18 protein-coding genes and 1 tRNA gene are annotated in these 22,216 nt (G+C 42.2%); 10 read left to right on the plus strand and 9 right to left on the minus strand.

Features of this window, described 5'->3' with window-relative positions; translation table 11 throughout:
* Positions 1 to 156: 156 nt before the first annotated feature.
* The 7 genes from LPH68_RS22115 to LPH68_RS22145 form a co-directional block, all read right to left on the minus strand.
* The gene (locus LPH68_RS22115) at positions 157 to 1,134 is read right to left on the minus strand and encodes a glycoside hydrolase family 43 protein (RefSeq protein WP_008026037.1); all 978 of its coding nucleotides are present in this window, start codon (positions 1,132 to 1,134) and stop codon (positions 157 to 159) included.
* A 217-nt stretch (positions 1,135 to 1,351) separates the two neighbouring features.
* Complete coding sequence (locus tag LPH68_RS22120) at positions 1,352 to 2,488, minus strand: endo-1,4-beta-xylanase (protein ID WP_055236096.1); 1,137 nt, start codon at positions 2,486 to 2,488, stop codon at positions 1,352 to 1,354.
* A gap of 29 nt (positions 2,489 to 2,517) precedes the next feature.
* Positions 2,518 to 4,002, minus strand: coding sequence for an MFS transporter (locus LPH68_RS22125; protein WP_008026033.1), 1,485 nt, complete (start codon positions 4,000 to 4,002; stop codon positions 2,518 to 2,520).
* A gap of 21 nt (positions 4,003 to 4,023) precedes the next feature.
* Complete coding sequence (locus LPH68_RS22130) at positions 4,024 to 5,670, minus strand: sialate O-acetylesterase (protein WP_151923502.1); 1,647 nt, start codon at positions 5,668 to 5,670, stop codon at positions 4,024 to 4,026.
* 447 nt (positions 5,671 to 6,117) lie between these two features.
* Positions 6,118 to 8,124, minus strand: a complete 2,007-nt coding sequence (pulA, locus tag LPH68_RS22135; protein WP_134993576.1) for a type I pullulanase — start codon at positions 8,122 to 8,124, stop codon at positions 6,118 to 6,120.
* Positions 8,125 to 8,180: 56 nt separating this feature from the next.
* Positions 8,181 to 8,747 (minus strand): crossover junction endodeoxyribonuclease RuvC, encoded by a 567-nt coding sequence (gene ruvC, locus LPH68_RS22140; protein WP_004312686.1) that lies wholly within the window; start codon positions 8,745 to 8,747, stop codon positions 8,181 to 8,183.
* Positions 8,744 to 9,046, minus strand: coding sequence for a DUF4286 family protein (locus tag LPH68_RS22145; RefSeq protein ID WP_004312687.1), 303 nt, complete (start codon positions 9,044 to 9,046; stop codon positions 8,744 to 8,746). Before LPH68_RS22145 ends, ruvC begins: the two co-directional genes overlap by 4 nt.
* 116 nt (positions 9,047 to 9,162) lie before the next feature.
* On the opposite strand from LPH68_RS22145, the gene LPH68_RS22150 reads away from it, so the two are divergent.
* Both LPH68_RS22150 and LPH68_RS22155 read left to right on the plus strand, forming a co-directional pair.
* Positions 9,163 to 9,236: transfer RNA gene (locus LPH68_RS22150), tRNA-Ala, on the plus strand.
* A 43-nt stretch (positions 9,237 to 9,279) separates the two neighbouring features.
* Entirely contained in the window at positions 9,280 to 9,906 is a 627-nt protein-coding gene (locus LPH68_RS22155) for a hypothetical protein (RefSeq protein ID WP_117683592.1), read from the plus strand.
* 20 nt (positions 9,907 to 9,926) lie between these two features.
* On the opposite strand, the gene LPH68_RS22160 is transcribed toward LPH68_RS22155, so the two are convergent.
* Together LPH68_RS22160 and LPH68_RS22165 are read right to left on the minus strand one after the other, a co-directional pair.
* On the minus strand, positions 9,927 to 10,139 hold the full coding sequence (locus tag LPH68_RS22160; protein ID WP_004312688.1) for a hypothetical protein: 213 nt from the start codon (positions 10,137 to 10,139) through the stop codon (positions 9,927 to 9,929).
* Positions 10,140 to 10,806: 667 nt separating this feature from the next.
* Positions 10,807 to 11,823, minus strand: coding sequence for an energy transducer TonB (locus LPH68_RS22165; protein WP_151923501.1), 1,017 nt, complete (start codon positions 11,821 to 11,823; stop codon positions 10,807 to 10,809).
* 120 nt (positions 11,824 to 11,943) lie between these two features.
* On the opposite strand from LPH68_RS22165, the gene pheS reads away from it, so the two are divergent.
* The 8 genes from pheS (at position 11,944) to LPH68_RS22205 (ending at position 22,031) form a co-directional block, all read left to right on the plus strand.
* Complete coding sequence (gene pheS / locus LPH68_RS22170) at positions 11,944 to 12,963, plus strand: phenylalanine--tRNA ligase subunit alpha (protein ID WP_120467197.1); 1,020 nt, start codon at positions 11,944 to 11,946, stop codon at positions 12,961 to 12,963.
* Between the two features lie 141 nt (positions 12,964 to 13,104).
* On the plus strand, positions 13,105 to 14,304 hold the full coding sequence (locus LPH68_RS22175) for an MFS transporter (RefSeq protein ID WP_151923500.1): 1,200 nt from the start codon (positions 13,105 to 13,107) through the stop codon (positions 14,302 to 14,304).
* Complete coding sequence (gene nth, locus LPH68_RS22180) at positions 14,301 to 14,978, plus strand: endonuclease III (RefSeq protein ID WP_151923499.1); 678 nt, start codon at positions 14,301 to 14,303, stop codon at positions 14,976 to 14,978. The genes LPH68_RS22175 and nth overlap by 4 nt, the downstream gene beginning before the upstream one ends.
* Before the next feature lie 93 nt (positions 14,979 to 15,071).
* Positions 15,072 to 16,331: a phosphoglycerate kinase gene (gene pgk / locus LPH68_RS22185; RefSeq protein WP_004300866.1), complete on the plus strand. Its 1,260-nt coding sequence runs from the start codon at positions 15,072 to 15,074 to the stop codon at positions 16,329 to 16,331.
* Positions 16,332 to 16,448: 117 nt separating this feature from the next.
* The gene (locus tag LPH68_RS22190) at positions 16,449 to 17,426 is read left to right on the plus strand and encodes an ABC transporter substrate-binding protein (protein ID WP_151923498.1); all 978 of its coding nucleotides are present in this window, start codon (positions 16,449 to 16,451) and stop codon (positions 17,424 to 17,426) included.
* A 24-nt stretch (positions 17,427 to 17,450) separates the two neighbouring features.
* A complete protein-coding gene (locus LPH68_RS22195; protein WP_049703497.1) occupies positions 17,451 to 18,494 on the plus strand; it encodes a porin in 1,044 nt (347 codons plus the stop codon).
* A gap of 137 nt (positions 18,495 to 18,631) precedes the next feature.
* A complete protein-coding gene (locus LPH68_RS22200; protein ID WP_004314226.1) occupies positions 18,632 to 19,816 on the plus strand; it encodes a DUF418 domain-containing protein in 1,185 nt (394 codons plus the stop codon).
* Between the two features lie 7 nt (positions 19,817 to 19,823).
* Complete coding sequence (locus LPH68_RS22205) at positions 19,824 to 22,031, plus strand: tetratricopeptide repeat protein (RefSeq protein ID WP_192923105.1); 2,208 nt, start codon at positions 19,824 to 19,826, stop codon at positions 22,029 to 22,031.
* The last annotated feature ends 185 nt before the right edge of the window (positions 22,032 to 22,216 follow it).

Raw genomic sequence — 22,216 nt, forward strand, 5'->3', positions numbered from 1 at the left:
AAAAAACACACCAGCCACAAGCCCTGAAAGGGCGGAACTGTATACAATTATGCCCTTTCAGGGCGCAAATTCAGATTGTCGCTTTTACGTAGGGCGTTGCCCTACGCTATATAATTAAGCCCTTTCAGGGCACTCCGCAAAATTATCATTTGTCGACTATTCATCCAGTCCTTCAATCGTGATGATTTTTCCATCAGCATCGTATTGCAGTTCACAGACTTTTAAGCTGCGAAGCCAGGTTTTCCCTTCGGAAGGTACGCAATCGTGATGGAACAGATACCATTTTCCTTTGAACTCAACAATAGCATGATGAGTAGTCCATCCCACTACCGGAGTCAGGATAACTCCCTGATAAGTAAATGGTCCGTATGGGTTGTCACCTATCGCGTAACAAAGTAGATGGGTATCGCCTGTAGAGTAAGAGAAATAATATTTCCCATTATACTTATGTACCCAGGAAGCTTCGAAGAAACGACGTTCTGTATCTCCTGCTGTCAGAGGTTTACCGTTTTCATCCAGAATGACTAACGGACGCGGTTCTTCCGCAAACTCCATCATATCATCACTCAAACGAACAACACGGGATGGCAAAGCCTCCTCCTCTCCTTCGGGTAAAATGGCTGATTCCAATGCTTTATTATTCCGGTAACGTTGAAGCTGTCCACCCCACAGTCCGCCAAAATACATATAATAATTACCATCTCCATCATTCCAGACAGCCGGATCAATGCTGTAACTTCCTTTCATCGGGTTTGCTTCCGGAACAAAAGGTCCGTATGGTTTATCGCTCACAGCTACTCCGATACGGAATATGTCGTTTTGGTCTTTCAATGGAAAATACATATAGTATTTGCCGTCTTTAAAAGCAACATCACAGTCCCAAAGCTGACGGCCTGCCCAAGGAATATCTCCCGTAGAAAGTACAACCCCATGGTCAGTAATCTCTCCATTCATTACATCATCCATAGAATACACATGGTAATCTTTCATATTGAAATGATCTCCATTATCATTTTCGGCAATACCACTCTCCCAATCATGCGAGGGATAAATGTAAAGTTTGCCATCAAACACGTGTACGGCAGGATCAGCCATATAATCACCGGGAACTAAATATCTTTTTTCTGTTTTCATGGTTTTATTCTTATTGCAACAGTTCTAAATTAATTTTATAAATGGGAATTTCTATTTCACCACAGAGGACACGGAGGACACAGAGGTTTAATCTTTCTATTCACTATAGAGTAACACAGAGTCTCACGTAATCGTATATTTATCGCTCTGTTTTACTTACAGAAAGAGAGAGAGAGAAGAACTCTGTGTCCTCTGTGGTGAAGTGAACTCCAAATGATCATTTCTGCATAGCCTCTTTTATAATCAAATCAACTACCGGTTTCGGCTGATGATTGCGGTCGAAAAGCAATGGATAATCCGTACGTCCTCTCATCGGCCAGTCGTTACGCCACGAATCCTGATCGGCTACTCCCCAAACTGTAACTCTTGTTATGATATCCTGATGTTTCAGGAACAGACGGAAGAAATCATTCATTCTCTCTGTCCATGCTTTTGATACTTCTTCCGGTAATCCGTCCGAATAAGGATTCATCTCTTTTTTATATTCAAAAGATGCCGAGACTTCCGCACCAACCTTGGGGTCGGGTGATGGCAATACAGTCAGATCCAATTCTGTTATCATTACCTTCACTCCCGCTCCGGCAAAGGCAAGCATACTTTCTTCAAACTCGCTGATTTTCGGATAGTCCATGCCGATGTGTCCTTGCATCCCCACCGCATCAATACGGATACCACGTTTCTTCAAGTCTTTCACCATCTTCACAACTGCAGCTCTTCTGCCTGGTTGAGCCATTGAATAATCGTTATAATAAAGCTCTGCATCCGGATCGGCCTCGTGTGCATATTGAAAAGCCAATGGGATATATTCTTCACCTAGAATTTCATAAAACTTAGTCTTACGATATGCTCCATTATCTTCAATCGCTTCATTCACCACATCCCAACCTTTAATACGGCCTTTGTAACGTTTCACAATAGTGGTGATATGATCTTTCATCCGTTTCTTCAATACTTCCGGAGACACATTTTTGCCATTCTCATCCACGCAGAACCAGGGAGAAAGCTGCGAATGCCAAATCAACGTATGTCCTGTGGTTGCCAAATGATTTTTCTCTCCAAAAGCAACAAATTCATCTGCCTGTGTGAAATTATAACGGTTCTCCTTCGGATGCATTTCCTGACTTTTCATACAATTCTCTGCTACAATAGCATTAAATTGTTCCTGAATTACGCGCACTCCTGCCTTATCCTGACCGGATGCTTGTCGTGTATTCACTGCTGTTCCTATCAGGAATTTATCCTTCAAAGCTTCTTTCAAAGTCTTTGTTTCTTGTGCAAAAGCTACCGAAGTACTAGTTATCAGGGCTACAGCAGCCAACAAAGAAACTACGGTTGTTCTTATCGAAGTCTTCATATAGTCTATCTATTAGTTATAGTTATTAATCAATTGTTTTCCAGGCGGCGTTTTGCCAAATCGTCCTGAATATGCTCATTCAACTTCTTAGAAATAGGATAAAAGAACAAAGCAATTACTCCTACAAAGAAAGTGATGGCAGGAATCACGCTGGATGTCAAACGGATACCGAAAATAGCGTTTTCTGTCTGTACTGTATTAGATACAAAACCGAACGAATCGACAATCGCACCGCAAATAGCTCCCCCTATACCTAGTCCGGCTTTCAAGGCAAAGACTACACCTGCAAATACAAATCCTGTCGCACGACGATGGTTCACCCATTCTGAATGATCGGCAACATCTCCCATCATTGCCCAAAGCAATGGAATAGTAGGTGCGTATGCCAAACTCTTCAAACAGTTAATAATAAAGATCGTACTTATGTTTGTCGAATCTACCACAAAAAACAGAGCTGTAAAAAAGGCTGTCAGTGCCAGGCAGATCAAAAACACATTCCGCTTACCAAAGATATTGGAAAGAAATCCGGAAAGCAATATTACACCCGCCAAAGTGATAACCTGACCAATCATATTGAACAAACTGAAACCTACAGCAAACACATTACTATGATCGGGCTGCGCAATCAGTCCGAAAGCATCAAGGAAAGTGTGCCACATACCATAAGTTTCTCCTTCTATCCGTACTAATCCAAAATTTTGCAAGAAATCAAAAAGGGCTGTTTTATCTACGAAATAATTAAAGTAGTAAGACATACTGCTGCCCCACATAGCCAATGTCGTAAACAAAAAGAGGGTTAGGATAAACATCGCTTTCCATGGACGGCTACTTACGATATCTTTAAAATCCTGTTTCACGGAAGTTTTCTGACCTACGGGAGGCGTGATACGCTCTTTAGCAGAGAAGAATGTGATTACTAAAAGAACAACTCCGATGATGGCAAACAGGGTAATTGTCAGGAACCATCCACGTTGATCGTCTCCTTGCCCGAACTTGGAGACTAACGGCAAAGTAAGCCCCTGCACAACAAAAGTGGCGATTGTAGCTGTCACAAAACGGACGGACGAGATACTGGTACGTTCTTTGATGTCACTTGTCATCACACCGCCCAAAGAGGCATACGGGGTATTATTGAAGGAGTAAATAGACATTAATAAGGTATAAGTGATACCTGCATAAATAATCTTCCCACGCTCACTCAAATCGGGTGTCGTAAATGCCAGAATGAAGAATACGGCAAAAGGAATAGCTGTCCACAACAACCAGGGACGATATTTACCCCAGCGGGTATTAGTTCTGTCGGACAGGATACCTACCACCGGATCGACAAACGCATCGAAAATACGTGCGACCAGCAATATCATACCTGCTGCTGTTGCTTTGATTCCAAACACATCTGTATAGAAGAAGAGTTGGAACATCATCATCATCTGGAAAATCAGGTTCGCCGAACCATCACCCAAGCTATAACCGATTTTCTCGGCCATCGACACTTTTTGAGTCTGTGTTTTCATGGTACTAATCTCTTTTTTAATTTATTTGACTCTTTGTTGAAAGACTGCTTGGGACACACGTTGTCCCAACGTCTTTTTATCCAATGGATGGATATCATTCCATTCTCCTAAATCACCGTTTTTAATTAGAGTGACATTTTTATTTGTATTGGCTACTTCTGCCTGCACTTTCCTGAATTCTGCCCAGGCAGCACGCCCTCCTTTATCTTCGGGTGAGAGGAAATCCGCCAGTTCAATCACATAGAAAGGCATATCAGGTCGGTTCCAATGCTGTCTCCAATCCGCAATCATCGCTGTCAACAAGTCTTTATACTCATTTCTGCGAGACACATTCGATTCACCCTGATACCAGATAACACCAGATACCGTATAATTCAGCAATGGGGCAATCATAGCATTATAAAGTCCTACGGGTTTATAATGGAAAGCAGTCTGTCCCGGAGCAGCAGGCATGGGAGCGCCGAGGCGATATTTCCAATCACCTTCCAGACTAATCTCCGATTCTCCTTTTTCCGGCTGGCCTTTTCCGAAAAGTATCTTATAGGGTTTCTCTTTTACAAAATGAGGGAAACCGCCATAACTGAAAAGACGTATGGTTATCGTGTTTTTTCCAACTTTCAACAATCCGGCAGGAATGGTATAGATACGTGGTGGATATTGATAAGAAACAGTTCCCACAAACGTACCATTTACATAGACGGAGTCTGCATCTACGATGCATCCCAGGCGAAGAGTTGCCTTCTCTCCCGCTTGTTGCCCGGACACTTGAAAATCTTTACGGAACCAATGGGAACCATTGATTGTATTCAATCCGTTAGTAGCCCATCCGGAAGCAAACAAATCGGTCGGTGTCCAATCACTGTCATCATAGCCGGCAGCATACCAAGGGATGGTTTCATGCATTCCTTTATCTCCCTGATACAGTGCTACATTCCAGGCACGGCTTTTCTTGCTCTCTTCTTTTTTCATTGATTCTACCAAGTCATCTGATTCGTAGATACGTTTTTCGTTCAGATAATAAGGAAAAGGTTTCAAACCTTCCTCACTGATCCACGCTTCTACCGGTGACCCTCCGACACTGGAGTTTATGATTCCTACCGGAACCTTTGTTTTCTGAAAGTAATCTTTAGTAAAGAAATAAACCAAAGCAGAGAAAGACATCACATTTTCAGGAGTCATAGCCTTCCAGAAGATTCCCGGAATATCTGTCTGCGGGGCATGAAAGTTATACAATAGAGGAGTTTTTATATAGCGTACAATCGGATAATCACTGTCCGCAGATATCTCATCCCGAAAACGGTCTGTAACCCGTGAAACGGGTAATTCCATATTCGACTGACCGGAACATACCCAAACGTCACCCACAAGAATATCCTTCAACTCTATATCATTAATAATCATTGTGTAAGGACCACCAGCTTTTAAGGCAGGCAAGATCACTTTCCAGTTGCCTTGCGCATCGGCAACGGTCTTATATTTCTTTTTTTGAAAAGTTATACTAACAGTTTCATCAGGATCAGCCGTCCCCCAAATATTGACAGGCTCCCCGCGTTGAAGCACCATTCCGTCGGAAACAAGAGTGGGAAGTTTAACCTTTGCTTCACCCAACAGAGCGAAGCAAAGGAACACAACTACTAACCCAACCTTATAAAACCAATACTTATTCATTATCTATCTTTTCTTTTATGTCTTTATTTCATAGTAATCCGGAAAGAGAAACAATCCGTTCTGAATTCCACTTTGCAAACTTAGGAAGTTTCTCTCCGCTGACCCAGAATTTTTGATTCAAATCATTACTCGCTTGTTACATCATCGTTTACGTATGTTACAAATACCTGTTGTAATGTTACATCCAAATTGAGATTGCCGATGAATAGGAGGAAAATGAAGGATTTAGAAAGAACGGATTACAGTAGTTATTGTTATTCATTCTATCTATTTAAAGATGATAGAAATGCCGGCAACCAACGTTGAGTTGTTATATATGCCATAAATAAAAAGTGCCGACTAACCAGCCGGCACATGATTTCATTTGTTCCATCAGACTGAAACAGGCAGCCAGTCTACTGCATGAAAAAACTTGAGTATCTCGGAATTGTAGTAAACAGAAAAAAACTACTTGTACATAATCAACGCAGACTGACCGGGAACAATCACCTCCGGTCCGGTTTGCGTACCCAATCCACGCACATCTATCACTCCATCTTTACATACTACCGTATATTTACCAACAGGAATTTCCAGTCGTGCAGGAGTCGTACGGGAATTAAAGGCTACGATAATATCTTCCCAGCTATCTCCATTCGCACGCTCTTTGAGGCGAAACGCAATCAGGTTTTGCCCTTCAACCGGAAGGAACTCCAGATGCTTCCGGACCATTTCTGCATTTCCCATACGGAAAGCCGGATGAGACTTACGAAGATCAATGAGTCGTTTATAGTACGTGAAAATATCTCCGTTTGTCGTTTTGCGTCTCCAGTCAATGGCATTGATGGCATCCGGACTCTTATAACTATTGTCTATCCCTTGTTTATCACGCATCACTTCTTCACCTGCATAGATAAAAGGAATTCCCTGTGAAGTTAAGACTACCGTTTGTGCCAGCTTATCAAGTCGAACCAACTGTTCGGGAGTAGCTCCCGGCATGCTTGCCTTCAATCGGTCTACAAGACACAAACCATCATGACAGGAAACATAGCTAACCATCTGGGTAGGCTGTTCCGCCCACGGCTTCTGACTATAATTTACGGAATCACAGCGTACTTGCGGATGCTTAATAGCTCCAACAATTCCGAATTTTACGCTCATTTCTCCCCCCGGAACTCCGGCAAGAAAAGCTCCTTTCTCCTTTTTCCATACTGGTCCGCAAAGCCCGTCACGTAATTCGTCCGAGAATACCGCAATTCCGGGCATCTGGGAAATATTCCCTTTCATCGCCAATGAATCTGCCGGATATTGAGGAGCTTCAGCCGCCCAACCTTCTCCATAGATACAAATAGTAGGATCGACTTTGTTGACAGCCTTTCGAATCTCGTTCATTGTTTCAATATCATGCACCCCCATCAAGTCAAAGCGGAAGCCGTCAATATGATATTCTTTTATCCAATAAAGAACGGACTCTATCATGAACTTACGCATCATAGGCCGTTCACTTGCTGTTTCATTGCCACACCCTGAACCATTTGCCAATGTGCCATCCTCTTTCTGACGGTAAAAATAGCCGGGAACGGTACGTTCAAAATTACTTTCAAGTGTATTAAAAGTGTGATTGTAAACCACGTCCATTATCACGCGTATTCCAGCTCTATGCAACGCTTGTACCATCTGTTTGAACTCTTTCACGCGAACGGCAGGCTGATAAGGATCGGTTGAATAAGAACCATCCGGCACATTATAATTTACCGGATCATATCCCCAGTTATAGTGATTTTCATCTAATTTTGTTTCGTCGATAGAAGCATAATCAGAAGAAGGAAGAAGATGCACATGTGTCACTCCCAGTTCTACCAAATGATCGATACCTGTTGGTTGATTGCCGGAATTCACCGTCCCATGTTCAGTCAGTGCAAGGTATTTGCCTTTATTCTTTATTCCCGAAGTAGAGTCGACAGAGAAGTCACGATGATGCATTTCATAGATAATCATATCAGCAGGAGATTTCAGAGAAGGACGTCGGTCACTCTCCCACCCCTCCGGATTGGTAGTCTTCCAGTCGATGATAGCTGCACGCTTTCCGTTCACTCCTACAGCGTGAGCATTAATCCCCGGCGTGTCGCCCTGCCATTTATCGTTGATTTTCACATTGAAAGCATAGTATTTGCCGAGCAGGTCTTTATCTACAGATGTCGTCCAGGTTCCATTCTCACCGAGTTCCATCTTTACTGTTTCGTAAGCATGTCCGCCTTCTCCGGCATCATAGAGCATCAGGCGCACCTCTTCTGCTGTTGGTGACCAAAGGAAAAATTTGGTTGCCAACGGCGTATATTCCATCTCTGTAAGGCTTCCCATACGAACCGGATATAATTCAAAAGAAGTATATTCCTTCTTCGTTGGGGAACAACTCATCACTGTTGTCACTGTAGTCACACCCAATATCGCTAAATAATTATTTCCTATCTTCATTCTAAACCTCCCCCTATGCTACACACCATATCTATCCCCCCATAAAATTAAATGCTTTATTTCACCTTATCCGGATTCTTCGCTATAAAATCCTTCCAACTACTATACCCTTTTTCCATTGCCGGTCGCCCCATTTGCAGGAAATGACAATAAGCCGCTGCCAAACCATCTGTTGCATCCATAAAAGTAGGCATATCATCTTTTGAAAACCGTAGCATCCTTTGCAGCATATCCGCCACTTGTTCTTTTGATGCCTGCCCGTTTCCGGTGATAGCCATTTTTATCTTCAAAGGGGCATATTCGGTGATTGGAATATCCCGGCTCAACGCTACTGCCATTGCTACCCCTTGTGCACGACCTAACTTCAACATCGATTGCACATTTTTTCCGAAGAAAGGTGCTTCAATAGCCAACTCATCCGGTAGATAACTTTCAATAATACTCAATACCCGTTCATGGATATGACGAAGTTTCAGATAGTGATTGGCAAATTTACGTAAGTCGATAATCCCCATCGCAATCATTTCGGGCTTGGTTCCCCTCACCCTTAGAACCCCGTATCCCATGATTGTCGTACCGGGGTCAATCCCCAGGATTATCTTTTCTTTTACCGGTTGAATCACTCTATCACCTCCATCAAGGTCGGAAATCCGATCACTTTATCTTTAAATATTTTTACCAGTTCGTCATTCAGTCGCACCCCCTGTTCCAAATGCCAGCGATGTAATAACCCACTGCTTTCTACCTCCCATTGCAAAGAATACGCACTTCCTTCTTCCCGATGACTCAATATCCGGCAAATACGCGGTGCCTTCAACGCACCGTGTTTCTGTACTTCAGGGATATAACTCTCTTTTATCCAAATCATGAAATTGTCGTGAACGTCATCGTCCACTTGAAAAGTTGTATTATAAATCAGCATATCTTAATTTCATACTATTATTTACCGCAAACATAGCAATTATTTCAGAATAATGCATTATATTTGCGGCAACAAAAAAGGATTCGTTTACAAACGTTATCATATAAGACAAAAAAGGGGCGTTAGCTCATCTGGCTAGAGCGTAACACTGGCAGTGTTAAGGTGATCGGTTCGAGTCCGATACGCTCCACTTTTTTCTCTCCCCAACTTTGAACTTTAATAGTGTACTGGACATGAAAATCACAAAATTTGTCACTATTCTTCTAATCATCCCATGCTTAATTTCCTGCTACGGGAACAAGTCTTCAAAAACAACACAATCAAACAATGCAGACTATGATATACGCCTCAATGATAGCATAGCAGCAGTAAACGCAATGCTAGAAGAAGGGAACGCTGATGGAGAAAAAATAAATGCTTTTTTAGACGCATATATGTCTAAACATCCTAATTGTTTCAACAATGACATCCAAAGAAAAAAAGCAGGAAAAGAATTGCGTTCTTTGTTAGAAAAGGAACTTGAGAATAGCCCTGATTTCCTTTCTGATATAGCAGTCAGATTCGCTTCTATGGATAAAGTTAAAAGTACCGATAATAAAGGATATAAATATCTTATATCCTTTACCTGTAGCAGCCTTCAAAAAACCGGAAAGTATAATATTTCTTTCAGAATTATAACGGCTTTAGATGAGGAAGAAGCCTCCAATCTTATTGATAATCAGAAGTATTATATTCAAGGAAAATTCATAAGTCTTTCCGAAAAGGAATCGATAAATATTAGACTAGATGTATTTGATGACAAAACAATTGAGATAGGGAGTATTTTTATCAAAGAACCTATCGTTACTCCGGCAAACTAAAGAAAAAAAGAAAAGGACCTTTACTCAAGGTCCTTTTTTATCACTTCGTCCATTTCTTTTATACGTTTCTCGCGGTCTTTAATAGGACCGTCTTTCTTGTCATTCTTGAATACGTCATCCGCACGGTCGGCAACCTCGCCGCTCCATTCTTCAAACTGGTCCTTGGCCGGACGGCCATTCGGTTCGATATTTTCTTCGGCTATCGAATCATGCCTGTTAATCATATCATCCATAAGTTCTCGTTTTAAAAGTTTATGGCTATAAGACAATACAAACGAAGAAAAGTTTTCTGTTTTAATGATTTTTGAAGAAATCAATCATGTTATTATACTATCAAAAGTACTCCAACATAATCAGGCTATTATAGAGTAAAGGTTGTTTCATCGGCGAGAAACTACAGTTCCATCGGTGAGAAACTATAGTTTCATCAGTAAGAAACTAATAGTTCCAAGCAAGAGAAACAAAAGTTTCAAGCCTACGAAACTGTAGTTTCAAGCCGCAGAACAAATAGTTTCAAGGCTTGAAACTATCAGTCACAAGGCAGATCCCGCCCCGTAAGTACAAGGGTAATAAATAGAATAGCCTATCTGCCTGTAGTTAATACTATTTAGGCAATGAAACTTCATCTGTGATTTTTACTTGATTCGGGTATGCACCTCTATCACACCTTTGTAATGCGTTTATTTCTCCCTGGCTTTGCAGTGACAGCACGATTGCCGTCACAGTGCTGTCACCACTTTGCTGTCACGCCATTTACTTTTCATAATCAAACAGTTAAGTGACAATCTGTGACAGATGACAGCAAATTTATTTTTTTTATTTATTAGAGAGAGGCTGCTGAATTCAAGTTATAAATGCAATATCTCTTTTTTATTAATCGGACTTTGGATGCAAAGTTGCTTATTTATCCCGATAAAGTTGCGGACGGAAAGGAATATAAAGAGTATAATTACTATCCGCCGGCTTTCCTCCCGCCAATGCAGGGGACCATTTCGGCATCCCTTTAACAATGCGGAGAGCCTCCTCTGCAAATTCCGGATGAGTGGAACGTAGAATATGAGGACGAAGGATAACCCCTTCCTTATCAATAGTAAACTCACATAAAGCATAACCCGAAACATTCTTCTCTAAAAGTCCTGCCGGATAAACCATTTCATTGGCAATATATTCTTCCGGACTCATCGCAGAGAAATGAGCAGGTTCTTCCACCTGCCTTCCGGAAAGCGTCTTTGCGCGGGGACCTACCGGATAAATTCCAACATACATCGGTTGTTTATAAGCATCCGGTTCTTCCTTACTACGTTGTTGCAATGCTTTCAATAAAGAAGCAGCCTCTTCCGCCAATGTCTGTTCCAAAATATTCTCTCCCCGGGATAACATATATGCCGACTGACAAACCAATACAAGACGTTCCATCAACGTTCCTTTTTCCGGCGACCATTTTCGTCCCATCCGTTCTTTGCCTTTTGCGTCCGTAGAAGAAAAGTAATAGACAATACCATCTAAACCAGCCGTAGAACCATCCAGATCCTGCACCTGCTCTGTCACCAAACGAAAGATGGCCCCTAAAGACTGATACAGGGAAGCGCTGATGACAACCGATTTAGTATCCACCGTCACTGTCCCCTTCTCCGCCTGCCAATAGGTACGAGATAGTGTATTCGAAATCAGCGTATAACGCCCGTTTTTCCTTTCTACCGACATTGCATACTCCGGTGAAAAGGAAGGGATAGCTGCGAAACGCGCGTATGGCTGTTTCTGAAAGCCAGTATTAAGTAAAGAAAACACACTACGGTAATATTCGCCTAACTCGCCTGTATAAGAAGAAAAAGGTTTCACCGGCTCCAAATAATCAATCTGGGCCGCCAGGCGAAAAGAAAAGGTTAAAAGCAGAAGACAGAAAACAATCTTTTTCATAAGTTGCCGGATTTTCGGTACATATCGGCAACAAAGATACAAATTATTTCGATGGTTCGTGATAAAATTATATCTTTGCACGGTTTTTACTAAGAAACTGAATAACAATACATCGAAAATATGATAGCTAAGATTGAACAACTTCTGAAAGAGGTGGAAGCCTTACACGCCTCCAATGCCGAAGAACTCGAAGCTCTCCGCATCAAATACCTAAGTAAGAAGGGAGCCATTAACGACTTAATGGCAGATTTCCGTAATGTAGCTGCCGATCAGAAAAAAGAAGTCGGCATGAGACTGAATGAACTGAAAACAAAAGCGCAGGACAAAATCAACGCGCTGAAAGAATTGTTTGAAAGTCAGGACAATGATTGTGACGGATTGGATTTAACGCGTTCGGCTTATCCCGTGGAACTTGGTACACGCCACCCGCTCACCATTGTAAAGAACGAAATCATCGATATCTTTGCCCGCCTGGGATTCAGCATCGCCGAAGGTCCGGAAATTGAAGATGACTGGCATGTATTCTCGGCACTGAACTTTGCCGAAGATCATCCGGCACGCGATATGCAGGACACTTTCTTTATCGAAGCTCACCCGGACGTAGTATTGCGTACGCATACTTCTTCCGTACAAACCCGTGTGATGGAAACTTCACAACCTCCTATCCGCATCATCTGTCCGGGACGTGTGTATCGTAACGAAGCAATCAGCTATCGCGCACACTGTTTCTTCCATCAGGTAGAAGCGTTGTATGTAGACAAAAACGTATCGTTCACCGACTTGAAACAAGTATTGTTACTTTTCGCTAAAGAAATGTTCGGCGCTGATACAAAGATTCGTCTGCGTCCGTCTTACTTCCCGTTCACTGAACCTAGTGCGGAAATGGACATCAGCTGTAATATCTGCGGCGGTAAAGGTTGTCCGTTCTGTAAACACACCGGCTGGGTAGAAATCCTCGGTTGCGGTATGGTAGACCCGAACGTACTTGAATCTAACGGTATAGACAGCAAAGTATACAGCGGTTATGCTCTCGGTATGGGTATCGAGCGTATCACAAACCTGAAATATCAGGTGAAAGACCTCCGTATGTTCTCTGAAAATGATACTCGCTTCCTGAAAGAATTCGAAGCGGCATATTAATTTACGATTGGACAATTTACGATTTACGATTGATGGTAGCGTCTCTCGTAAATCGTAAATTTTCAATCACTCTATATATTCACTATCCGAATGGGCACTCCCAATCGTAAATAGTAAATCGTCTAATCGTAAATAATTCCCATGGCAAAGGATAGACTCATTACTCCCAGTTATTGTTTCATCTTGGCAGCCAACTTCCTGCTCTACTTCGGCTTTTGGTTGTTGATTCCTGTTTTGCCGTTCTATTTATCCGAATTCTTCCAAACTGGAAATTCCACTATTGGCATTGTACTTTCCTGCTATACGGTAGCCGCTCTCTGCATCCGTCCATTTTCCGGTTATCTGCTCGACACGTTTGCCCGCAAACCTCTTTATCTGTTTGCTTACTTCATCTTTATGATGATGTTCGGGGGATACCTGATAGCCGGCTCCCTTACCTTATTTATTATATTCCGAATCATTCATGGCATCTCTTTCGGAATGGTTACAGTAGGAGGAAACACGGTAGTGATAGACATTATGCCATCTTCCCGCCGTGGAGAAGGTTTAGGCTATTACGGGCTTACCAACAATACAGCTATGTCCATCGGGCCGATGTTCGGACTGTTTCTGCACGATGCAGGAGTCTCTTTTGCTACGATCTTCTGTTACGCATTCGGTTCCTGCATTTTGGGTTTTCTATGTGCCAGTCTGGTGAAAACGCCCTATAAACCTCCTGTGAAACGGGAACCGATTTCACTCGACCGTTTTATTTTGATGAAAGGACTGCCAGCCGGATTTAGCCTATTGTTACTTTCCATCCCTTACGGAATGACAACCAACTATGTCGCCATGTATGCCCGCCAAATAGGATTGAACACGCAAACCGGATTCTTCTTTACCTTTATGGCTGTCGGCATGGCAATCTCCCGCATCTTTTCGGGGAAGCTGGTGGATCGCGGAAAGATAACACAAGTAATAATAGCCGGATTATATCTGGTTGTTTGCAGTTTCTTCCTGCTTTCAGCCTGTGTGTATCTGATTCAATGGAATGATACTGTTTGCAATATCCTGTTTTTTGGTATCGCATTGTTGATGGGGGTCGGATTTGGAATCATGTTTCCGGCATTTAATACGTTGTTTGTCAACCTTGCCCCCAATAACCAGCGGGGAACAGCCACTTCCACTTATCTTACCTCTTGGGACGTAGGAATCGGTATCGGTATGCTGACCGGTGGATATATCGCAGAAATTAGTACATTTGATAAGGCTTATCTTTTCGGAGCCTGCCTGACGGTAGTTTCCGCCCTCTATTTCAAACTAAAAGTGACGCCTCATTACCATAAAAACAAGCTACGATGAGAAAGAAAGAACGTTATGAGAAAGTAATCGCCTGGTTTCAGGACAATGTACCTGTAGCCGAGACCGAACTGCATTACAACAATCCGTATGAGTTGCTGATCGCTGTTATTCTTTCTGCACAATGTACGGACAAACGGGTGAATATGATCACTCCCCCTTTGTATAAAGATTTTCCGACTCCGGAAGCGCTGGCAGCCACTACGCCGGAAGTTATTTTCGAATATATACGAAGCGTATCCTATCCGAACAACAAAGCCAAACATCTGGTTGGTATGGCAAAGATGCTGGTGAATGACTTCAACAGTCAGGTGCCCGACAATCTGGAAGACTTAGTAAAGCTACCCGGTGTAGGAAGAAAAACAGCCAATGTCATCCAGTCGGTTGTGTTTAATAAAGCTGCCATGGCGGTAGATACACACGTATTCCGTGTCAGCCATCGCATCGGACTGGTGCCGGATAGTTGCACTACCCCGTTCAGTGTGGAAAAAGAATTGGTGAAGAATATTCCGGAAAAACTAATACCGATTGCCCACCATTGGCTCATTCTGCATGGTCGTTATGTTTGTCAGGCACGCACTCCCAAATGTGACACCTGTGGTTTGCAAATGATGTGCAAATATTTCTGTAACACCTATAAAGTTACAAAAGAGGAACCAAAAGCCAAGAATAAATAACGATTTAATAGCAAGGAACCGAAATAAATAGTAACTTTGCGGTCGTTCTAAAAGAAGAATTTTAAAAACACTTTTAAATAAAAATAGAGTATTATGCAGACAATTGACAAATTCAATTTTGCCGGTAAAAAGGCATTTGTTCGCGTGGACTTCAATGTACCCCTGGACGAAAACTTCAACATTACAGATGACACTCGTATGCGTGCAGCTCTTCCTACTTTGAAGAAGATCCTGGCAGACGGCGGAAGCATCATCATTGGCTCTCACCTGGGCCGTCCGAAAGGCGTTGCCGATAAATTCTCTTTGAAACATATCATCAAGCATCTGTCTGAATTGCTGGGCGTTGAAGTTCAGTTCGCTAACGACTGCATGGGCGAAGAAGCTGCTGTAAAAGCTGCTGCTCTGCAACCGGGAGAAGTGCTGTTGCTCGAAAATCTTCGCTTCTACGCTGAAGAAGAAGGCAAACCAAGAGGTTTGGCTGAAGATGCAACTGACGAAGAAAAAGCTGCTGCCAAGAAAGCAGTGAAAGAAAGCCAGAAAGAATTTACCAAGAAATTGGCTTCTTACGCTGACTGCTACGTTAACGACGCATTTGGTACTGCTCACCGTGCACACGCTTCTACAGCATTGATCGCTAAATATTTCGATGTAAACAACAAGATGTTCGGTTACCTGATGGAAAAAGAAGTGAAAGCCGTTGATAAAGTATTGAACGACATCAAACGTCCGTTCACTGCTATCATGGGTGGTTCTAAAGTTTCTTCTAAAATCGAAATCATCGAAAACCTGTTGAGCAAGGTAGACAACTTAATCATCGCGGGTGGTATGACTTATACATTTACTAAGGCTATGGGTGGTAAAATCGGTATCTCTATCTGTGAGGACGACAAACTTGACCTGGCTTTGGATTTGATGAAGAAAGCAAAAGAAAAAGGTGTAAACCTGGTATTAGCTGTTGACGCTAAGATTGCCGATGCATTCTCTAACGACGCAAATACTAAATTCTGTGCTGTTGACGAAATTCCTGACGGATGGGAAGGTCTTGACATCGGTCCTAAGACTGAAGAAATCTTCGCTAACGTTATCAAAGAATCTAAGACTATTCTTTGGAACGGTCCTACAGGCGTATTCGAATTTGACAACTTCACTCACGGCTCACGTGCAGTAGGTGAAGCAATCGTTGAAGCAACTAAGAACGGCGCATTCTCACTTGTGGGTGGTGGCGACTCTGTAGCTTGTGTTAACAAGTTCGGTTTGGCTAGCGGTGTATCTTACGTTTCAACCGGTGGTGGCGCATTGCTCGAAGCAATCGAAGGAAAAGTTCTTCCGGGTATCGCTGCTATCCAAGAATAATAGAACTAGATAATTAGTTAATTTTTTAAATAGTTAATGATAAGAGGGCAGTTCTTTGTGAAAAGAGTTGCCCTTATTTATAAAAAACGGAGTTCCTCTTATTTACAAAAACGAGGTATGAAAAGACTGATACTACTCTTTTGGTTCATCCTTCTCTTCCTTTACTCCTGCCAGAGTAAAAAAGGAGACGGCTCTTTTTTACCTCTAACCGAACTGCAACCACTCACCCTGGGCATGATGCCTACACTGGACGGACTCCCTTTCCATATAGCTAAAACACAAGGTATCTACGATTCATTAGGGCTGAACCTGACTATTCTTTCATTCAACTCTGCCAACGACCGGGACGCTGCTTTCCAGACCGGGAAAATGGATGGCATGATTACCGACTATCCCAGCGCAGTAGTGCTGCAAGCTATCCATCATGCTGATCTAGGGCTCGTCTTGAAAAATGATGGTTATTTCTGCTTCATTGTCTCTAAAGAAAGTAATATCAACCAACTGGAACAACTCAAAGAAAAGAATATAGCTGTGTCACGCAACACAGTTATCGAATATGCTACCGACCAGTTATTAAGCAAAGCCAGAATCAATCTTTCGGAAATGAATATACCGGAAATCGGCCAGCTTCCTCTCCGACTGCAAATGTTGCAGTACAATCAGATTGACGCCTCTTTCCTGCCCGACCCTGCCGCATCCATCGCCATGAACAGCCAGCATCGTTCATTGGTAAGTACACAGGAATTGGGCATTGATTTTACGGCTACCGCTTTCTCACGAAAAGCGCTCAACGAAAAAAGAAAAGAAATCGAACTACTCATCACAGGTTATAATCTGGGAGTAGATTATATAAAAATGCATCCACAGAAGGAATGGAAGCAAGTGCTGCTAGAAATAGGTGTACCGGAAAATCTGACAGGACTCGTCGCCCTCCCTAGTTATCAAAAAGCAAAACGCCCTTCGGCTGAAGGGATAGATAAAGCTATACAGTGGTTGAAAGAAAACCACCGAATCCCCGAAACCTACTCTGAAAAGAATCTGATTGACACAACGTATATCCCCACAGTATCAACCATAATACAGTATCAACCATAATCAAAATCAAATAACAACTAACTCATGCGAAAAACACTACTCCAACTCTTAACCTTTGTATTATGCATTACAGGTATGCAAAATCCTCTCCTGGCACAGGAGCAGACACCACTAAATCAAGTTGTCAACACACTGAAAGAACGGATTAGTCTCTCCGGATATGCCCAATTGGGATATACTTATGACGATGCAGCGAACCCGGACAATACATTCGACATCAAGCGAATTATTTTCATGGCACACGGAAAGATCACCAAACGGTGGACTTGTGATTTTATGTATGACTTCTACAATGGGGGCATGTTACTCGAAGTGTATACCGATTATCAGTTTCTCCCCGGACTTACGGCACGTATCGGTGAATTCAAGGTTCCCTATACCATAGAAAATGAATTATCTCCTACCACAGTAGAGCTCATCAATTGTTATTCACAGTCGGTTTGTTATCTGGCGGGAGTAAGCGGTAGCGATAAGTGTTACGGAATGACGTCCGGACGGGATATTGGCATGATGCTTCACGGAAAATTATTTCGCGACTTCCTGCAATACAAAGTGGCTGTAATGAACGGACAGGGATTGAACACCAAAGACAAAAACAGTCAAAAAGATGTAGTCGGTAACTTGATGGTTAATCCGCTGAAATGGTTATCCGTAGGTGGTTCGTTTATCCGCGGAACAGGACATGCCATAGCAGATTCGGAATATACCGGAATTAAAGCCGGAGAAAATTACGCCAAGAAACGCTGGAGTGCAGGAGGGGTTGTCACCACTTCCACCTTTAATCTACGCACGGAATATCTTGCCGGAAAAGACCGGAGTGTGAAAAGCGAAGGTTTCTATGCAACAGGCAGTGTACGCTTCGCCCGGAATTTCGATTTCATCGCTTCGTTCGATTATTTCAACCCGAACAAAGCTGCTGATTTCAAACAGAATAACTATATTGCAGGCGTACAATACTGGTTCTACCCTAGATGCCGCTTACAAGCACAATATACCTTTTGCGACAAGAAAGGAGACGGACAAAAAGACTCCAATCTGATACAGGCACAGGTGCAGGTAAGGTTTTAAATTAAGTATCAATTAAGTATTAAGTATCAAGTATTAAGTATTAGCATCCTGTATTAGGGCTGGAGTAGCAGTATTAAAACAGCGGAATCAAATAATTATAGAATATCAACCTTATAAATAACAGAAACGAAGAAATCATGGAACACAAAATCGCGGAAACCAACGCCCGAATAGACGTGGCCGACGTATTAAGAGGATTAGCAGTAATGGGAATTATTCTCTTACACAGTATTGAACATTTTAATTTCTACTCTTTCCCAGAAGAAGTACCTTTTGAATGGATGAAATTTACCGATCAGGCTATTTGGAGAGGATTATTCTTCACATTCAGTAACAAAGCATACGCTGTGTTTGCCCTGCTCTTCGGTTTCAGTTTCTACATTCAAGACAACAACCAACAACGAAGAGGGAAAGATTTCCGCTTGCGTTTTTTATGGAGATTATTCATTCTCTTCATGATAGGACAGTTCAATGCCGCTTTCTTTACTGGTGAAATATTGACTATGTATGCGATTTTAGGAATTATCCTTCCGATATTCTGCCGGATGAGTGACCGCACGGTTGTCATCTTCGCTACTTTATTAATTCTACAACCTATCGACTGGGTGAAATTGATTTATGCTTTGTGTAATCCTGACTATGTGGCAGGAAAAAGTTTGGCAGGTTATTATTTCAGCATTGCTTTCGACGTACAAAAGAACGGAACTTTCCTCGAAACAGTCCGCATGAATATGTGGGAAGGACAACTGGCCAATATGACCTGGGCACTGGAACATGGACGTATCTTACAGACACCGGGATTATTCTTATTCGGAATGCTTGTCGGTCGCCGCAAATATTTCCTGTACAGCGAACAGAACGAACGCTTGTGGTTAAAGGCATTGGCCGTTTCGCTTCTCTGCTTCTTCCCCATCTACGGATTGAACAATATGCTGCCGGAATTCATCGAACGAAGTGCCATCCTTGTTCCCTTGCAATTGATATTAAGTTCATTCAGTAGCCTTAGCTTCATGGTATTGCTGGTAACAGGATTACTGCTGACTTTCTACCGTGTGAAAGACCGCAGTTTCTTTATGCGTTTCACATCTTATGGTAAAATGAGTTTAACGAACTACCTCGGGCAATCTATTTTCGGTTCTCTTTTGTTCTATCATTGGGGATTTGAACTTGGACGATATTTAGGAATCACTTACAGTTTCCTTTTTGGCATCCTTTTTGTTCTATTACAAATGGTATTTTGTTCGTGGTGGCTCCGACACCATAAACACGGTCCTTTTGAAGGTCTCTGGAAACGTTTGACCTGGATTGGAAAAAATAAATAATTAAAGAATGATGAACGAAAAAACGATTAATGAACAATACGCATATATACGTACTTTACTTGAAGAGAAAAGGCTCAAAGAAGCCTTAATGCAGTTGGAATCTTTGCTGTGGCAGTGTCCTGACTGGGATTTGCGCACTCGCCTGGAACAATTGCAGACCTCTTACAAATATATGCTGGAATACATGAAACAGGGAGCAAACGACCCTGACCGGTGGAATCTGTATCAAAAAATGGTAGCAGACACCTGGGGAATTGCCGACCAATCACGTTTGCTCATATTGGACAACGCTTCATCAAGATATTATCATGAGGTACGCCGCACTCCCAGATCGGCGGACTTGTCGAACTATGGTATTAAAACAATATTACACATATTGGAGTCATTTAATGACGACTTGGCAGTCAGCGGATTACTGTCTGACGAAAAGATGGATGAAGTATTAAGACGGCATGAAGATACGCTCAAGTTTATGTTTATAAGAACATGGACAAACAGTGCATGGACTCCCGAGGACGAGGAAGACGCAAAAGCTATGCTTGCCTCGGAATTACTTCCGGGAGATGACTTATGCTTATTTGTCAGTGCCCTCACATTGAGCTTGATGGAATGTTTCGACTTACGAAAAATAATGTGGCTGCTCAATGCTTACGAACACCCTAACGTCAACGTCAGCCAACGGGCATTGGTAGGTACAATGATTATCTTCCACATCTACAGAAGCCGTCTTTCTTTTTATCCGGAACTTATCAAAAGGGTAGATCTCATGGAGGAAATACCTTCATTCAGAGAAGACGTCGCACGTATTTACCGCCAAATGCTATTGTGTCAGGAAACGGAAAAGATTGATAAAAAGATGAGGGAAGAGATTATTCCTGAAATGCTGAAGAATGTTTCCTCCATGAAAAATATGCGGTTCGGTTTTGAAGAAAACGATGAAGAAAACAATGATATGAACCCGGATTGGGAAGATGCGTTCGAGAAGTCCGGCCTGGGAGATAAATTGCGTGAAATGAACGAATTGCAATTAGAGGGCGCAGATGTGTATATGAGCACTTTTGCCGCATTGAAAAATTATCCGTTCTTCCGCGAGGTGCATAACTGGTTTTATCCATTCAGCAAGCAACAGTCCAATGTACTCAAAGCAATGAAACAAGCGGGAAATCAGGGAGGCAGTCTGCTGGATTTAATTCTTCAATCGGGCTTTTTCAGCAACAGCGATAAGTACTCGCTCTTTTTCACGATTCATCAATTGCCACAGTCGCAACAAGATATGATGTTGAGTCAGTTGAACGAACAGCAGGTGGCAGAATTGGCAGAGAAATCGAATGTTGAAACAATGAAGAGGTTCAATGAACGTCCGGGAACGGTCAGTAACCAATACCTGCACGACTTGTACCGTTTCTTCAAACTTAGTGTACGCAAGAGTGAGTTCAGAGATATTTTTAAAGAGAAACTCGACCTTCATCACGTTCCTGCACTCGACAATATCTTGTATTGGGAAGATGTATTATTCCCCATTGCCGATTTTTATCTGGCAAAGGAACGTTGGGACGAGGCTATTGAAATTTATGAAGAACTGGAGTCTATTGGAGGATTCGAAGGAGAAAGTGCAGAATATTATCAGAAGTTTGGCTATGCATTACAAAAAAGAAAGAAATATGCAGAAGCTATTCAGGCTTATCTGAAAGCAGACACGCTGAAGCCGGATAATATTTGGAACAATCGCCACCTGGCTATTTGTTACCGGCTAAACAGAAACTATCAGGCTGCACTCACTTATTATAAAAAGGTAGAAGAAGCTGCTCCGGAAGATACCAATGTGACTTTCTATATCGGTAGTTGCCTGGCTGAATTGGGACAATATGAGGAAGCTCTGAATTATTTCTTCAAATTGGATTTCATCGAGAACAATTGTATAAAGGCATGGCGCGGCATCGGTTGGTGCTCGTTCATCAGTCAGAAATATGAACAGGCGATGAAATATTATGAAAAGATTATTGAACAAAAGCCGCTGGCTATTGATTATATGAACGCAGGGCATGTGGCCTGGGTAATGGGAGATATTCAGAAAGCTGCCGTTTTCTACGGAAAAGCCATTACAGCTAGTGGGAACCGGGAAAGATTCTTGGAGATGTTCCACAAAGATGAAGAATCCCTTCTCACACAAGGGATTCGAGAAGAGGACATTCCTCTGATGTTGGATTTATTATAGTCTCCTGCATCTTTCAATTCGGGATATTCAGCAAATGTCCCTGCTTAAGAATACAGAAAAAGGCTGCCTCATTTTCTATTTTGAGGCAGCCTTCTCATATTATTGGGGTAAGTAGGGATATTCCTAAAATAATAAAATTTAAGGCAACTAATTCATTGCGAGTTAGTTGCCTTTTTTGTATCTTT

The sequence above is a fragment of the Bacteroides sp. 1_1_30 genome (assembly GCF_020982715.1).
GTDB lineage: Bacteria > Bacteroidota > Bacteroidia > Bacteroidales > Bacteroidaceae > Bacteroides > Bacteroides xylanisolvens.

Coding starts and splice junctions, on each gene's coding strand:
- LPH68_RS22115 (WP_008026037.1), bottom strand. CDS start 1,134: ATGAAAACAGAAAAAAGATATTTAGTTCCCGGTGATTATATGGCTGAT.
- LPH68_RS22120 (WP_055236096.1), bottom strand. CDS start 2,488: ATGAAGACTTCGATAAGAACAACCGTAGTTTCTTTGTTGGCTGCTGTA.
- LPH68_RS22125 (WP_008026033.1), bottom strand. CDS start 4,002: ATGAAAACACAGACTCAAAAAGTGTCGATGGCCGAGAAAATCGGTTAT.
- LPH68_RS22130 (WP_151923502.1), bottom strand. CDS start 5,670: ATGAATAAGTATTGGTTTTATAAGGTTGGGTTAGTAGTTGTGTTCCTT.
- pulA (WP_134993576.1), bottom strand. CDS start 8,124: ATGAAGATAGGAAATAATTATTTAGCGATATTGGGTGTGACTACAGTG.
- LPH68_RS22145 (WP_004312687.1), bottom strand. CDS start 9,046: ATGCTGATTTATAATACAACTTTTCAAGTGGACGATGACGTTCACGAC.
- LPH68_RS22155 (WP_117683592.1), top strand. CDS start 9,280: ATGAAAATCACAAAATTTGTCACTATTCTTCTAATCATCCCATGCTTA.
- LPH68_RS22160 (WP_004312688.1), bottom strand. CDS start 10,139: ATGGATGATATGATTAACAGGCATGATTCGATAGCCGAAGAAAATATC.
- LPH68_RS22165 (WP_151923501.1), bottom strand. CDS start 11,823: ATGAAAAAGATTGTTTTCTGTCTTCTGCTTTTAACCTTTTCTTTTCGC.
- pheS (WP_120467197.1), top strand. CDS start 11,944: ATGATAGCTAAGATTGAACAACTTCTGAAAGAGGTGGAAGCCTTACAC.
- LPH68_RS22175 (WP_151923500.1), top strand. CDS start 13,105: ATGGCAAAGGATAGACTCATTACTCCCAGTTATTGTTTCATCTTGGCA.
- nth (WP_151923499.1), top strand. CDS start 14,301: ATGAGAAAGAAAGAACGTTATGAGAAAGTAATCGCCTGGTTTCAGGAC.
- pgk (WP_004300866.1), top strand. CDS start 15,072: ATGCAGACAATTGACAAATTCAATTTTGCCGGTAAAAAGGCATTTGTT.
- LPH68_RS22190 (WP_151923498.1), top strand. CDS start 16,449: ATGAAAAGACTGATACTACTCTTTTGGTTCATCCTTCTCTTCCTTTAC.
- LPH68_RS22195 (WP_049703497.1), top strand. CDS start 17,451: ATGCGAAAAACACTACTCCAACTCTTAACCTTTGTATTATGCATTACA.
- LPH68_RS22200 (WP_004314226.1), top strand. CDS start 18,632: ATGGAACACAAAATCGCGGAAACCAACGCCCGAATAGACGTGGCCGAC.
- LPH68_RS22205 (WP_192923105.1), top strand. CDS start 19,824: ATGATGAACGAAAAAACGATTAATGAACAATACGCATATATACGTACT.